The sequence below is a fragment of the Rathayibacter festucae DSM 15932 genome, assembly GCF_004011135.1.
Lineage (GTDB): Bacteria > Actinomycetota > Actinomycetes > Actinomycetales > Microbacteriaceae > Rathayibacter > Rathayibacter festucae.
In genome coordinates this window covers 1,527,083-1,540,885 of record NZ_CP028137.1, presented here as the reverse complement: position 1 = coordinate 1,540,885, position 13,803 = coordinate 1,527,083, and the positions used below count along the sequence as shown (strand labels likewise).

Here is a 13,803-nt window from a genome sequence, read left to right as displayed (position 1 = left end):
TCAGGGGGCGGCCGGAGTGCGGTTCCTGCAGAGCGACCAGACGTTGTGGCTGGCCGAGCGCTCGTAGTCGAACGTCGTCACGAGCGCCTGGATGAGGGCGATTCCACGACCGGACTCGGCGAACGCGTCGGGCATCGCCCTCGGCGACGTGTCGATCCCGGGCGGATCGGCGCTGTCGACGAGGAGGGCGCGGAGCGAGTCGTCGTCGACCTCGACGCCGAGCCTGCAGACGATCGCCGTCGTCGAGCAGGAGTGCTGGATGACGTTGGCGGTCAGTTCGATGAGGGCGGTCTCGAACGCGAAGCGGTCCATCTCGTCGACGTCCTCGCGTTCCTCCCACAGCTGGGCGAGCATCTCGTGGACGACGTCGACGCTGTCGGGTGGTGTGCGGAACTGGAGGGTGCGCTCAGTCACGGTACGCGTCGCCGGCCGTGTCGAATCGGGCGAGCACGCGATCGAGGTTGGAGAGCTGCAGCACCATCATCACCTGCTTGCTCGGGGCGGCGATCCGCAGATCACCGCCCGCCTGCCGCGCGCTCTTCAAGCACGCGACGAGAGCGCCGAGCCCGGAGGAGTCGAGGAAGGCGACGTCGCTGAGGTCGACGACGAGGCGCGCGCTCCCCTCGGCGATCGAGCGCCGCACGACGTCTCGCAGTTGCGGCGCGGCCACCATGTTGAGCTTGCCGCTCGCGGCGATGACGGTGATGTCGGGATCGATCTTCTCGGTCGTGAACGTCATGCGTGCTCCTTCTCTGCGGGCGCCGGGGTGGGCTCGAAGCCCTGATAGGTGATCGCGCGGAACAGGACGCTCAGCACGACGAGGTCGAAGACGGCCCAGACGATGTTGACCGCGGTGCCGATCACCTCCGCGCCGTCGACGAGGAGGTGGGTCACGCCGATGACGATCGCGACGACGAGCAGCACCATCACCACGAGCTGGACCCGGATGAGCCGCCACGGCACGCCGGTCGACTCCTGACGGGTCTTCGGGGTGACCGCGAAGCCGAGGGGGATGCGCAGCAGCACGTTGTTGATCGCCGTGGAGCAGGCCTCGATCCAGACGGGGAACAGCGCGAGGCTGTACTGCTGCCCCCGCCAGGTCGGTGTCCCCTTCGCCGCCACGAGGAACAGCAGCTGGTTGACGATCATGAACGGGATGAAGCGCACGAAGAAGTCCGCAGCGATCGAGTCGACCGGCAGGATTCCCAGCACCAGGAAGACGATCGGGGCGGCGAAGTAGACGACGGCCGCGTAGCCGCTGAGGTAGCTCCACATCGTCGCGAAGTACATCAGGCGCTGCGGGACGCTCAGCGCGCGCTGCAGCAGCGGGTTCTCGCGGAGGAACACCTGCATCGTGCCCTGCGCCCAGCGCAGCCGCTGGGTGAGCATGGTCCCCGCGTCCTCGGGTGCGAGGCCGTCGGCGAGCAGCTCGTGGTGGTAGACGCTCTTCCAGCCGAGGCCGTGCAGGCGCATGCAGGTCGCCATGTCCTCGGTGACCGAGATGGTCGCGAGCGGCATGATCGGCTGCGCTTCGCCGGGCCGGTCGACGGTGATGCTCTGCAGCACGATCTGCACGGACTCGAGGGCGTTGAGGGGGGAGAGCTCGCGATCGGAGAGGGCGGCGACGATGGATTCGATGTCGACGACGGTGTCGGGAGACGCCGCCACGCTCGCTCGAGCCAGGGCGCGGATCTCGGCGAGGTCGTTCTCGAGGCCGGCGACGTCCGAGGCGACGAGGGAGTAGCTCGCCCGGTCGACTCTCCGGTGCAGCTCGTAGGTGACGGTCGCGATCGGCTCGCCCGCGCTCACTGCGGTGCGGGCCTCGCTGATCGCGGTGGACACGTCGTCGAGGGCGGCGATCACGGCGGGGTCGGCCGCTGCCGGGTGCGAGCGTGCTTTCGCGACGGTGCGGGCCGCGGTGCGCAGGGCGGTGCCGATCCTCCGGTCGAGCTCCCTGACGTAGCCGACGATGCCGAGCTGCATGAGAGCCTCGCGCCGGAGGACCGCGTTCGATCCGCAGAAGAACGCGGCGTTCCAGCCGTCCTTGCCCTGCTGGATCGGTCCGTAGAACAGCGGAGCCTGGCTGCCCAGCGGATCGCCGGTGGCGACGTTCGAGAAGACCTGCGGGGTCTGCACGAGGGCGACCTTCTCGTCGAGGAAGTAGCCGAGGGTGTGATCGAGGATCTCGGGACGCGGGATCTGGTCCGCGTCGAGGATGAGGATGAACTCGCCCGTGGTCAGCTCGAGCGCGTTGTTGAGGTTGCCGGCCTTGGCGTGCCGGGGTCGGTCCTTCCAGTCGGCGGACCGGGTGATGTATCCCAGCCCCGCCCCCTCGGCGGCCGCGCGCATCTCCGCGCGGTCGCCGTCGTCGAGGACCCAAGTCTCGTGCGGGAAGCGGATGGCCTGCGCCGCGAGCGCGGTGGCCATGACCAGATCGATCGGCTCGTTGTAGGTGGTGATGAAGACGTCCACGGTCGCGTCGGGCGCGGGTGGCGGCGGAGCGGGCCGGCCCTTCGCCCGCCACATCGTCATCCCGAAGAGGCAGACGTCGATCAGGCTGTAGGTCTCCGCGGCGACGAGCGGCACAGCGATCCACCAGGCGTCCCAGTTGAGCGAGAACAGCCACCGCCAGGCGACGTAGTTCACACCGAGCAGGATCGTGAGCACGACGATCACCCGGAGCAGGAGCATCCGCGCGGGCGAGGTGAGGAGGCTCTCCGTGCCGTCGCCGGTGGCCGCGCGGCTCATCGAGGCACCACGGCGAAGAGGAAGCGGGTCCTGACCATGAGCCAGAGCAGGGCGAGGACGAGGAGATAGGCGATGGAGTCGATCACGGGATTCCCTTCGCGCAGGACGGGCACATTGGCGACGATGAGCACGAACAGCACGTGCATGACGAAGACGTAGAGGGTCGCCTGACCGAGGGGGATGAAGAACCAGCCCAGCAGGCGGTGGAACGGCTTCCACAGAACGGTCAGTGCCGCGTAGGCGGTGACGACCACCAGGAACAGGTTGAGCACTCGGCCGAGATCGAGCGTCGTGCGCTCGAAGGCGAACGAGTAGATGTCCGAGAAGGTGTTCGCGGGCACGAGTCCCAGCCTCACGTCGTACGTGCTGGAGAGGTACGGGTTGTTCCACGAGAAGATCGCGAGGACGACCGTCGCCATGACGCAGACCGCCAGGACGATCCGGCCCGAGCGAGTCGTGAACCACGCCACGATCTCCCGGCGGTGGAAGCCGGCGACCATCCCCGTCACGAACAGCATCTGCCAGGTGAGCAGCGGGAACGAGTCCTCGAACTGCGACGGGAGGACCCTCAGATGCAGGACGGCCTGAGCGGCGTAGACCGCCCACGACACCGCCAGCACGGCGACCCACTGCCGACGCGACAGCGCCCAGAGGATCAGCGGTGACAGCAGCAGCATGACCACGTAGAGCCCGAGGACGTTCACCTGCCACGGACCGAGCCGCAGTGCCGCGAGGTCGACGACGATCGACGGATCGACGGGGTAGCGGAAGAGGCTCTCGAAGTTCTCGTACAGGTTGTACACCCGGCCGGTCGCGTCGCTCCCTGCGGCACCGGTGCCCTGGTCGACGTAGGTCGTGGCCGGGGTCGATCGGACGGCGTCGAGGAGGCCGACCAGGCCGACCACGAGGGTGATGACCAGGGCCGTCACGTAGAGGGTGACCGCGCGACGGCCGGTGCGCAGGGTGACCTCGCCGATCCCGCCGCCGAGCACCTTCGGGCGGTGGACCAGCCCGAGTACCGCGCCCGAGAACAGGACGAACAGCTCCGCCCCCGACACCATGCCGATCGCCTCCTGCGTGGCGTTCTGCCAGATCGAGACGAGCGCGACGTGGTTGATCACGACGAAGACGATCGCCACTCCCCGCAGGAGGTCGATCCGCAGGTCGCGGTTCGGCGGTCCGTCGTAGGCGAGCCGCCTGCTGCGGCGCAGGGACAGACCCCAGGCCGTCAGCCCTGCGGCCACGATCAGGACGACCGCGACGACCATCCAAGCGGCGGCCCCGCCGATCGTGCCGCCGCCCGTCGGGACCGGGGAGGAGGGCGTGAACGGCTGATAGACGGGGCCGAAGACGAGTGCGCTGGACCCCGCGTCGGCGTCGAAGGCGGCCGCGGTCGCGCCGGATCCCGAGATGCTCCAGTCGATGACGACCTCGCCGACAGCCGCCCGCGTTCCGGCGGAGTCGCGCCAGAGCACTGCGTCGAGCAGGGGGCGGTCGTCGCCGGACGTCTCGGCCATCACCTGGCGCCACCAGGCCTGCTTGACGGTGAGCTCATCGGGTCCGCCGGCGCCCGGACTGTAGAAAGCCGCGGTCTCGAGCAGCATCGGCGTTCGCGTCGCCTCGGCGAACCGGCCGTAGAAGTCGAGGTCGCCGTCGCCGCTCAGATCGTCGGCGAGTTCCCCGGCGGCGGGCAGCGCGTTGCGGGGAGCGCCGCCTCCGCTCGCGTCGTGATAGGCCGCGAGCCCGACCCAGTCGACGACGTCGTCGCCCGGGTAGTACGGCCCGTAGGGGTCGTCGTCTCGCCCGAGCAGACCGTCGCCGTTCGTGTCCAGGGGCGCGGCACCGGTCGGGCCGGCTGCGGTGAAGGGGTACGAGTCTCCGGCGGTCGGCGACCAGACGACGACCGAGTCGGGAAGGCGGTCGTGGAGCACGTCCGCGAACGTGCGGAAGGCCGCGATGTACTCCTCCGGACGCTGCCCCCACGGCACCCAGGTCGAGTTCATGTCGGGCGCGAAGCGCACGTACAGGGGCAGCGCCTCGTCGGCGCGAGCGCGGTCGAGCGCGTCGACCGCCGCCTCGGCGTCGGTGTCGTCGAAAGCCGCGAGATCCCCCTCGGGCCGCAGAGTCACCGCGGCGAGAGCGCCCTCGCCCTCGGCCTGCCGCAGGAACTGCGCGAGGTACGTCGTCTCGTCCTCGCTGATCGGGAGGGACGCCGAGTGCTCGAGCAGCGCGGACGAACGGCCCAGCCGGTCGGCCTGCGCCGCGGCGCTGTCGATGCTCCAGTCGAGACTCGTCCCGAAGTAGGCGCCGGAGGCGGGCGAGAAGACGGATTCAGCAGCCGTGTCCGGCTCCGTCTCCTGCGCGAGCGCGGGAGCTGCCGCCGCCCCGACGGCCAGGGCCGCTCCGACTGCCGCCGACAGAAGGCGACGCGCCCTCCTCCACGACGCCGCGCTCACGTGCGTCCCTTCGTCGGACATCGTTCGCCCCTTCCGTCGGCCCTCGATATCGGCGCACCCGAGTGCCTCGCCACCCGACCGTAGCGCTGGAGTGCGCTTCCTCTCGGACGATTCTCAGGTGAGCAGTCCGATACCACCCGGACGGGGGAGGGAGGCGCAGGGATCGCCGCCGACAGGTGTCGCTCAACGGCGGGGGAACCGGGTTTCGAGAGCGACCCGTCGGCCGATCCTTCAGCGGACGTCGTCGTCGGCCGCGTCGAGGGTCTGCTGGAGGAGTCGAAGCGCTCCGGGTCCCACTCCGTGGAGGGTCGCGAGGTGGTCGAGGCCCACCCGCCGCAGGTCGTCCACGTCGTGCACGCCTGCTGCTCGGAGGGCGCGGGTGGCCGGGGCGCCGATGGCGGGAAGCGGTCGCGGTTCCATGAGTCCGACCCTAGGAACCGCATCGCCGTTCCGGTAGTCGACCGACCGGACGCCGGCTCGCGGCGCGACGGGCGGCTCAGCGCACGGTCGTCGCCGCGGTGTCGGTGTTGCTGCGGACGGACGGGTCGGGGGTCCGCAGCGAGAACGTCGACGCCAGCGCCGTGCCCCTGCCCGCGGTGGTAGCCCTGACGGTGATCTTCTCGGTGGCGGATCGACCGTTCGCGAGGCTCGAGCGGGAGAAGATCACGAGGTTGCCGACCCGGGTGTACGTGCCCGTCGCGGAGACGAACTGCACGTTCGGCGGCAGGATCACCTTGATGAAGACCGACGAGGACGCGGCCGGTCCCGCGTTCGTCGCGACGACGGTGAGGGCGAACGTCCTCCCCTTCACTGCGGAGCTCGGCGCGGAGAGGTCCACGCGCAGGTCGGCCTTGCTGGTCACCCGCTGGGGCGAGACGGTCAGGGTGCTGCTCGCCGTCGCCGACCCCGCACTGCTCGTCGCCACCACCTCGAAGGTGAAGGTGCCGGCGGTCGTCGGCGTGCCGGAGAGGCGGCCCGAGGGAGCGAGAGCGAGACCCGGGGGCAGTGCGCCCGACTTCAGCGACACGGTCGGGGCGGGAGTGCCCGTGACGGTGTAGGTGAAGTCGTAGGCCGACCCGACGATCCCGGCGGCGACACCGCCGGAGACGGCCGGGGCGACCGCCGCCGGAGCCACGACGAGAACGCTGCTCACGGTCGCCGAGCCGGCACTGCTCGTCGCCGCCGCCGTGAACGGGAACGAGCCGGCGGTCGTCGGAGTCCCGGTGAGACGCCCCGCAGGGTCGAGGGCGAGGCCCGGCGGCAGTGCCCCGGACTGCAGCGTGACCGTCGGCGCAGGGGATCCGGTGACGGTGTAGGCGAAGTCGTAGGCCGCTCCGACCGTGCCCGCGCGGACCTGCCCGGAGAGGCCGGGCGCGGCCGTCGCGGCCGAGACGACGAGGGTGCTGCTCAGCAGCTGCCAGCCGTCGCTGTTCGTCGCCTGCACGGAGAACGAGTACGTGCCCGCGGTCGTCGGCGTGCCGGAGAGGCGGCCCGTGGCGCCGTCGAGGCGCAGACCCGGAGGCAGGGCGCCCGCCGCGAGCGTCACGGTGGGTGCCGGGCTGCCGGAGACGGAGTAGGTGAAGTCGTAGGCGGATCCGACGACGCCCGCGGGGACGTCGCCGGTGATGCCCGCCGCCGAGGTCCCCGGGACGACGGTGACCGTGCTGGCGACCTTCGCCGAACCGCCGCTGCTCGACGCGAGCACGACGAAGGAGGAGGTGCCCGCGCTCGTCGGCGTGCCCGAGAGGAGCCCGGTGCCGTCGAGGGTCAACCCGGGAGGGAGTGCGCCCGAGTCGAGCGACACGGCGGGCGTCGGAGTGCCGGCGACGGTGTAGCGGAAGTCGTAGGCGACATCGACCTTGCCGCCCGGGGCGTCGCCGGAGATGCTCGGCGCCGCGGGCTCCGGATCGATGACGACGGTGTCCGCGACCGCGGCCTCTCCGCTCGCGTTCGACACCCGCACGGTGAAGGGGTAGGTGCCCGCGCTGGTCGGCGTGCCGGAGAGGCGTCCCGATGCGTCGAGCGCGAGGCCGGGAGGAAGGGTGCCGGCCTGCGCGGTCACGGTCGGCGCGGGCGTCCCGGCGACGGTGTAGGCGGCGGAGTAGGCGACTCCGACGGTCCCGTCGGGAGCGTCTCCCGACACGGTCGCGGCGGACGCGCCTTGGACGACGATGCTGTGCGCGGTGCCCTCGGTCGCACCGAAGGCGTTCCGGGCGGTCACGGTGAAGGTCGAGCGTCCAGCGGTCGTGGGGGTGCCGGCGAGGACACCGGCCGGGGTGAGGGAGAGCCCGCCGGGAAGAGCGCCGGACGTCACGGTGAACGTCGCGTAGCCGCTCGTGGCGAAGGTGTAGGAGAAGGGGGCGCCGATCAGAGCGCTCGACGGCGGCGCATCGGCGAGGAACGCCGGCAGAGCGCGGACCGTGACGGTGTGCTCCGAGCCGGTGGCGACGGCGGTGACCCCCGTGAGATCGCTCGGGACGGCCAGCTGCCCCCAGAAGCCCTGGCCCCAGTTCACGACCGAGCCGTCCCTCTTCAGCGCGACGTCGTGGTACCAGCCGGCGGAGATCGCGACGACGTCCTTCAGGCCCGCGGGCACGGCGTGGTCGGGCTCGTTCCCCCACGTGACGACGGTTCCGTCGCTCTTCAGCGCCATGCTGTGCAGGTAGCCCGCGGAGACGGCGACCACTCCGGTGAGGCCCGCCGGCGGCGTGCTCTGCCCTCGGGAGTCGTCGCCCCAGCCGACGACCGTGCCGTCGCTCTTCACGGCGAGGCTGTGCACCAGGCCGGTGGCGATGGCGGTGACGCCGGAGAGTCCCTGCGGCACGGTGGACTCGCCGAAGGTGTTCGCACCCCAGGCGACCACGGTGCCGTCGCCCCTGAGGGCGAGGCTGAAGGAGCTGCCCGCCGCGATGGCGGTGACGTCCGAGAGCCCCTGCGGCACCGTGGTCGCCTGGTAGCCGGGCGAGCCCCAGGCGACCACCGTGCCGTCGCGCTTCAGGGCGAGACTGTGGCCGGTGCCGGCCGCGACTGCGACGACACCGGAGAGCCCCTTCGGCACCGAGGCCGCACCGGAACCGTCGTCGGCGCCCCAGGCGACGACGGTGCCGTCGCGGCGCAGGCCGAGGGTCTGCCTGTCGCCGGCGTCGACGGCCACGATGTCCCCGGCATCGGCGGGGACGGCGCTCTGCCCGCCGGTGTCGCCGCCCCAGACCTGCACGCCCGCGGTCGGGGGAGCGGCGGCCGCCGGTGAGACCGCACCGAGGAGCGGTGCCGCGGTGCCGATCAGCAGACCGAGCGCTGCGATCAGTGCCACGAGGCGCCGCCTGGGCGGGTGGGCCGAGGCGAGGCCGGGATCCGCTGCGGGGGGAGGGGTGATCGGTCGGGCGGTCTCGCTGCGCATGGTGCACCTTCGGTCGGGCCGACCGTCGGTGGTCGCTCTCGAACCCTGGCAGCGGAGACCCCAGCGGGACCAGGCCCTGAAGCGGTCATGTCCGCTAGAGGGCACCTCGGAGTGAAGTGGGGATCGCCGAGGGCGCCTCTCCCGCGCGGCGACGCCCGGCGACGCGCGGCGACGCTCGGCTGCGCCGGACGCCGACGCTACGCCTCGGGCGGTTGGTCGACGCCGCGGTCGGCGCTGCGCTTCTCCCGGCGGAGCTGCGCACCGCCGCCCGCGATCAGGGCGAGGGCGAGCGCGATGCTGCCCAGGCGCAGCGGCCAGGGCAGGTCCGGGAACAGGATCATCGGCAGGGCGGCGACGAACGTCGCTCCCACGAAGTACCAGACCGCGGCGGGCGCGGCGAGATTCTCGTTCGACGCCATCCCTCCACGGTAGCTGCGGGGCTCGGCGCGAGCCTCCCCCTCAGGTCGCAGATCCCTCCACTCCAGCGGTGGTCTCCGGACGGGGCCGTCGAGCACCGCGTCGTCGAATCCGGCGTCCCGTCCCAGGATGGTCGACCGGGTGGTCGGAGCCCGGTCAGGACTGCGGGTAGGGCGCGGACTCCTGCTCCGTGTAGTGGATGTCGAAGGCCTTGTTGGTGATGAAGAGGAAGGTGGTGTCGGACTCCGCTGCGCCGTGCTCCATCCAGCCGCCCTCGGGGAACCAGACCCAGCTGCCCGGGCCGAAGTCGCCCTGGTGGGTCCGCAGCACGCCGTCGAGGACGTACATCCCGTGCGCCGCGGAGTGGGTGTGCCAGCGGTTCGTGAAGCCCGCCGGGTAGCGGATGAGCTGCACGGTCATGCCGGTGTCGGGGTCGGAGAGCAGGGGCTTCACGGGGAGCCGGGCGTCGATCTGCTCGACGTGCAGCTCCTGCCAGGGCAGGGTGCTCGCATCGATGGCGAGGACGTCGACGATGTTGCTCAGGCCTGCGGGGCGCTCGGTCATGTCAGGACTCTCTCTCGGTGGTGCACAGTGACGCTCGGTCATCCGCACGGTAGCCGCGGAGCTGTTTCCAGGTGGTTTCGGGCGGATGACGTTCTCGCGGAGGACGCCGAGGCCGGGGATCGAGTCGGCCTCGGCGGCGTTCCACTCAAGACGACTCGTGGGCCGATCCTCTTCGCGGAGGCCCCGCGCCGGAATGTGAATCCCGCGGGGCCGAGGGTCGCGGACGCGTCGATGACGTAGCCGCCCGTCCGGCCCGGCTCCGCCCAGATCGGCAGTCCGGACTGCTGCAGTGCGGACGGGTCCCGCTCGATGGTCCGCACGGACACCTCGAACCGCTCGGCGAGGCGACGTGCGCTCCGCGGCCGGGGCGAGACCGCTCGCAGCTCCTCGACGAGCCCGTAGAGACGATCGGTGCGGTTCACCTGACCATCATCCGCCCCGCCCCGCCGGTGTCGCACAGCGGAGTGGAGAGGGTCCGGGATGAGGAGTCGACGCTCTCGACCGGGGAAGCCGGGCGCGGCGGCGCTCGGCTTCTCCGGAGGCCGGCGCTACGCCTCGGGCGGCTGGTCCCCGCGACGGGCGGCGTCGCGCTTCTCGCGGCGCAGCTGCGCACCGCCGCCCGCGATCAGGGCGAGCGCGAGCGCGATGCTGCCCAGGCGCAGCGGCCAGGGCAGGTCCGGGAGCAGGATCATCGGCAGGGCGGCGACGAACGTCGCTCCCACGAAGTACCAGACCGCGACTGGCGCGGCGGGATTCTCGTTCGAAGCCATCCCTTCACGGTAGCCGCGGGGCTCGGCGCGAGCCTCCCCCTGAGGTCGCAGTCCCCGCGGAGGACGGGCGCGCGCTGCGGGACGCGGCCCGACCCGGCGGACGGGCGGCGCGCGAACCGCTCAGCGCCCCGCCCGCTCGCCGCTCACGGTCGTCCCTCCAGGAGGCGGGTCGTCCACCGGGCCAGCGCGGTGACGGCGGCGCGGGACAGCTCGGCGCCGCGCATCATGCTGGTGAAGCCGTGGAACGCTCCGGGCCAGACGTGGAGCTCCGCCTGGACTCCGGCTTCCCAGAGGCGGCTCGCGTAGGCGACCGTCTCGTCCCGGAAAACCTCGGCGCTGCCGCAGTCGAGGTAGGCCTGGGGGAGTACGGACAGATCGCCGGCTCGTGCAGGCGCGGCGTAGACGGAGACGTCCTCGCCGCCGCGCCGGGCGCCGAGGTAGGCGTCCCAGCCGAACCGGGTCATGGCTCGGTCGGCGACGCCGATCCCGTCGATCTGCCTCGTCGAGACGGTCGAATCGCTGTCGTCGAGCATCGGGGAGATCAGGATCTGGGCCAGGATCGACGGTCCCCGGCGGTCGCGCGCGAGCAGGGCGGTGCCCGCGGCGAGTCCGCCACCGGCGCTCTGGCCGACCAGGACGATGCGGTCGGGGTCGACGCCCAGTGCGTCGGCGTGCTCGGCGGTCCAGACGAGACCGGCGTAGCAGTCCTCCACGGGGTAGGGATCGGGGTGCTCGGGGGCGAGGCGGTAGTCGACGGTGACGAGGACGACGTCGTGGGTGAGCAGCCAGTCGTCGTAGGAGTCGAGGTTCCCGAGGTAGTGGCCGAACATCATGCCGCCGCCGTGAATGGTGAAGAAGCAGGGGGCGGTGCCGGAGCGACCGGCGCGCTGGAGGATGCCGAGGTCGATCGGATCACCGTCGTGCCCGGGGACGGTGACAGTGCGCCGTTCGAGGCCGCGGGCGCGCAGTGCGTCGTCGAGCTCGTGCTCCGTCGTCTCCAGCTCGCGCATGCGCGGGAGCATCGCCGTGGTCAGGGTGAAGGGTCCGCGCTCCTGCAGCCGGTCGAGGAAGGTCGCGAGCTCGGGGTCGAAGGGCGGCGGCGTGAGGGTGTCGGACATCGGTGGTCTCCTGGGTCGAGGTGGTGCGGGAACGGAGGGCGCCGGCGGCGACGAGCACCGCGGCGGCGAGAGAGAGGGCCAGGGCGGCGACGGTGATCGCGTCCTGGAAGCGGAGGAGGTCGGGCGGCGCGCTGACGGATCGCGAAGCCGGTCCCCGCGAGGACGGCGGCCGCCGGTCGCGGCCGAGGAGGCGCCGGTCACCCGCTGCCGGCCCGCAGTCGACGCGTGCAGGTCGCGGCCGAGGGTGGGCAGGGCGACGGTGAGGATCGAACTGTCGAGCATCCCGAGCAGGGACGCCGCCGACAGGCCGGTGAGGGCGATCCGCTCCTCGCGCAGGCAGCGTGGGGCCGTGCCTCGCGGGGCGGATCGGGGGCGTCGGGCACCATGGGCGCACTCCTTCACGGGGAAGAAGTGGCGGATCACTCGATGCCGCGTGTGCGCACAGACCGCGGACGAGCGCGGACTGCTTTTTACCTCAGATGAGGAGAGAGTACACCCGGGCGGAGGCCCGGCGATCGGAACCCGGCGTCGAGCAGGGCGGCTCCGGCGTCGAGTGAGCGGTCAGGCCCCGGGCTCGGAGGAGCGGTTCAGCTGCGCGGCGATCGGCACGGTGCCGGCGACGACGACGTCGCCGGTGTGTGCGGTGGTGACGGTCTCGATCAGCACGATCTCGACCTCCTCCTCGGCCACGGGATTGTGCCGCACGCCCCGCGGGACGACGAAGAACTCCCCGGGAGCGAGATGCACGTCGGGGCGGTCCTCGAGTCGGATGCGGAGCCGGCCCGAGACGACCAGGAACATCTCGTCCTCCTCGTCGTGCGAGTGCCAGACGAGCTCGCCGAGGAGCCTCGCCACCTTCACGTACTGGTCGTTCACCCGCCCGACGACCCGGGGCGTCCAGTGCGACGACACCTGGGCGAGCTCGGAGGAGATGCTGACGCTGTCCTGATCCACGCGTCCAGTCTTCCGGGCGGACCCGCGCCGTCGTCTTCACTCAGGTCACCGAGAATCGCCCTCGGTCTTGTCGCCGTCCTCGAACGAGGCCGGCGAACGCCGCCGCGGCGTCCGAGGCTGCCGACGGGTCGAGAGCCCGCCACAGAGCGCCTCGAGTCAGAGCGCCTCGAGCACCTCGACCGCCCGCTGGACCCCGTGCTCGGTCCGCAGGAGACGGCCCACCTCGGCCGCCCGCTCCCGCCGCGACAGGGCGTCGCTCATCGCGGGCACGAGGGTGGCGGCCGAGAGGCGGCGCAGCGGGACCGGGGCGGCGGCGAGGCCCTGCCGGTGCAGCTGGGCGGCCCAGAACGGCTGGTCGGCGGTGACGGGCACGACGACGGCGGGCACGCCGGCCCGGGCGACGGCGTGCGAGGTGCCGGCCCCGCCGTGGTGCACGGCGAGCGCGGCGCCCGGCAGGACCGCGTCGAACGGCGCCGACCGCACCGCAAGCACGTCGGGACCGCGGCACTCCTCAGGCAGCGTGAGTCCGCCCCACCCGGTGACGAGCAGCACCCGCAGGCCGTGGGCGCGGGCGGCGGTGACGATCGCGTCGCCGCGAAGCGAGGCGTCTCCGGTCGCCATCGAGCCGAACGACGCAACGAGGAAGGGTCCGCCGGCCAGGAACTCGGCGACCGCGGCGTCGGGGGACGCGGCCGACTCCCCGAACCACGCCCCCGTCTGGTGCACCCGCTCCGGCCAGTCGTCGGGACGCGGCAGCAGCGCGGGGCTCACCGCCATGAGCGTCGCGCGCGACGGCGACCGCCGGTCCGGACGTCGCCCGCCCGGCAGCTCGCTGGCGGCACGGGCGACGTCGGCCTCGAAGAGCCGGGCGGCGCTGCGCGGCACGGCGTAGGTGTGCCGGTTGCAGGCGCCGAGGTCGCGGGTGGCGGTGGGCCCTCCGGCGGCGGGGAACCGCTCGCTCGGCGTGGCCACCGGCGCGAACTCCACCAGCACCCGGGGCACGCCGAGCGCGTCCGCCGCCATCGGCGCGCTGAGGATCAGCGGGTGGTGGACCACCACATCGGGCTCGAAGGCGAGGGTCTCCCGCACCGCGGTGGCGAGCATCCGCCGCATCGCGGGCCGCACCTCCCGGCGCAGATGGTTCGCGAGCGCCCACGGGGTGCGGCCGGCGGGGGAGAGCACCCGCCGAGCGTCCAGCCCGAGGGCCACGGTGTCCACGCCCTCGGGGGCGTCGGCGTCGTCGGGCAGGGCCAGCAGGACCTCGTGACCGCGGGCGACGGCGTGCCGGGCGAGGGCCGCGAAGGGCTCCACATCGCCCCGGGTGCCGGCGGTGGCGAGCATCATACGCATCCCCCCAGTGTGGCCCGCAAGTCATC

Annotated in this window: 13 protein-coding genes; all 13 read right to left on the bottom strand. The window is 72.4% G+C overall.

All coding sequences use genetic code 11. The features are described from left to right. Complete coding sequence (locus tag C1I64_RS07175; protein WP_123446403.1) at positions 1 to 414, bottom strand: ATP-binding protein; 414 nt, start codon at positions 412 to 414, stop codon at positions 1 to 3. Further along, positions 407 to 739, bottom strand: a complete 333-nt coding sequence (locus tag C1I64_RS07170; protein ID WP_123446404.1) for an STAS domain-containing protein — start codon at positions 737 to 739, stop codon at positions 407 to 409. The genes C1I64_RS07175 and C1I64_RS07170 overlap by 8 nt, the downstream gene beginning before the upstream one ends. Further along, positions 736 to 2,691 carry a glycosyltransferase gene (locus C1I64_RS07165; protein ID WP_208645178.1) on the bottom strand — a complete coding sequence of 652 codons (1,956 nt, stop codon included), beginning with the start codon at positions 2,689 to 2,691 and terminating at the stop codon, positions 736 to 738. The genes C1I64_RS07170 and C1I64_RS07165 overlap by 4 nt, the downstream gene beginning before the upstream one ends. 53 nt (positions 2,692 to 2,744) lie before the next feature. Continuing rightward, complete coding sequence (opgC, locus tag C1I64_RS07160) at positions 2,745 to 5,225, bottom strand: OpgC domain-containing protein (protein ID WP_127886734.1); 2,481 nt, start codon at positions 5,223 to 5,225, stop codon at positions 2,745 to 2,747. A 210-nt stretch (positions 5,226 to 5,435) separates the two neighbouring features. Next, a complete protein-coding gene (locus C1I64_RS07155) occupies positions 5,436 to 5,624 on the bottom strand; it encodes a helix-hairpin-helix domain-containing protein (protein ID WP_123446407.1) in 189 nt (62 codons plus the stop codon). A gap of 76 nt (positions 5,625 to 5,700) precedes the next feature. Next, on the bottom strand, positions 5,701 to 8,517 hold the full coding sequence (locus C1I64_RS07150) for a putative Ig domain-containing protein (protein ID WP_164874475.1): 2,817 nt from the start codon (positions 8,515 to 8,517) through the stop codon (positions 5,701 to 5,703). Between the two features lie 284 nt (positions 8,518 to 8,801). Further along, positions 8,802 to 9,023, bottom strand: a complete 222-nt coding sequence (locus C1I64_RS07145) for a hypothetical protein (protein ID WP_127886732.1) — start codon at positions 9,021 to 9,023, stop codon at positions 8,802 to 8,804. A gap of 154 nt (positions 9,024 to 9,177) precedes the next feature. Next, positions 9,178 to 9,585, bottom strand: coding sequence for a cupin domain-containing protein (locus C1I64_RS07140; protein WP_123446410.1), 408 nt, complete (start codon positions 9,583 to 9,585; stop codon positions 9,178 to 9,180). 38 nt (positions 9,586 to 9,623) lie between these two features. Next, entirely contained in the window at positions 9,624 to 10,007 is a 384-nt protein-coding gene (locus C1I64_RS20865) for a helix-turn-helix transcriptional regulator (RefSeq protein WP_425272898.1), read from the bottom strand. 126 nt (positions 10,008 to 10,133) lie between these two features. Further along, on the bottom strand, positions 10,134 to 10,355 hold the full coding sequence (locus tag C1I64_RS07130) for a hypothetical protein (protein WP_123446411.1): 222 nt from the start codon (positions 10,353 to 10,355) through the stop codon (positions 10,134 to 10,136). 143 nt (positions 10,356 to 10,498) lie between these two features. Continuing rightward, positions 10,499 to 11,473 (bottom strand): alpha/beta hydrolase, encoded by a 975-nt coding sequence (locus C1I64_RS07125; RefSeq protein ID WP_127886731.1) that lies wholly within the window; start codon positions 11,471 to 11,473, stop codon positions 10,499 to 10,501. Between the two features lie 561 nt (positions 11,474 to 12,034). Next, complete coding sequence (locus tag C1I64_RS07120; protein WP_243586970.1) at positions 12,035 to 12,427, bottom strand: cupin domain-containing protein; 393 nt, start codon at positions 12,425 to 12,427, stop codon at positions 12,035 to 12,037. A gap of 156 nt (positions 12,428 to 12,583) precedes the next feature. Then, positions 12,584 to 13,777 carry a glycosyltransferase gene (locus C1I64_RS07115; RefSeq protein WP_127886730.1) on the bottom strand — a complete coding sequence of 398 codons (1,194 nt, stop codon included), beginning with the start codon at positions 13,775 to 13,777 and terminating at the stop codon, positions 12,584 to 12,586. Positions 13,778 to 13,803: the final 26 nt, after the last annotated feature.

What these genes read in the sequence shown, in the direction of transcription:
- C1I64_RS07145 (WP_127886732.1), bottom strand. Translation starts at nt 9,023, where the DNA reads ATGGCGTCGAACGAGAATCTCGCCGCGCCCGCCGCGGTCTGGTACTTC.
- C1I64_RS07140 (WP_123446410.1), bottom strand. Translation starts at nt 9,585, where the DNA reads ATGACCGAGCGCCCCGCAGGCCTGAGCAACATCGTCGACGTCCTCGCC.
- C1I64_RS07170 (WP_123446404.1), bottom strand. Translation starts at nt 739, where the DNA reads ATGACGTTCACGACCGAGAAGATCGATCCCGACATCACCGTCATCGCC.
- C1I64_RS07115 (WP_127886730.1), bottom strand. Translation starts at nt 13,777, where the DNA reads ATGCGTATGATGCTCGCCACCGCCGGCACCCGGGGCGATGTGGAGCCC.
- opgC (WP_127886734.1), bottom strand. Translation starts at nt 5,225, where the DNA reads ATGTCCGACGAAGGGACGCACGTGAGCGCGGCGTCGTGGAGGAGGGCG.
- C1I64_RS07165 (WP_208645178.1), bottom strand. Translation starts at nt 2,691, where the DNA reads ATGCTCCTGCTCCGGGTGATCGTCGTGCTCACGATCCTGCTCGGTGTG.
- C1I64_RS07155 (WP_123446407.1), bottom strand. Translation starts at nt 5,624, where the DNA reads ATGGAACCGCGACCGCTTCCCGCCATCGGCGCCCCGGCCACCCGCGCC.
- C1I64_RS07125 (WP_127886731.1), bottom strand. Translation starts at nt 11,473, where the DNA reads ATGTCCGACACCCTCACGCCGCCGCCCTTCGACCCCGAGCTCGCGACC.
- C1I64_RS07130 (WP_123446411.1), bottom strand. Translation starts at nt 10,355, where the DNA reads ATGGCTTCGAACGAGAATCCCGCCGCGCCAGTCGCGGTCTGGTACTTC.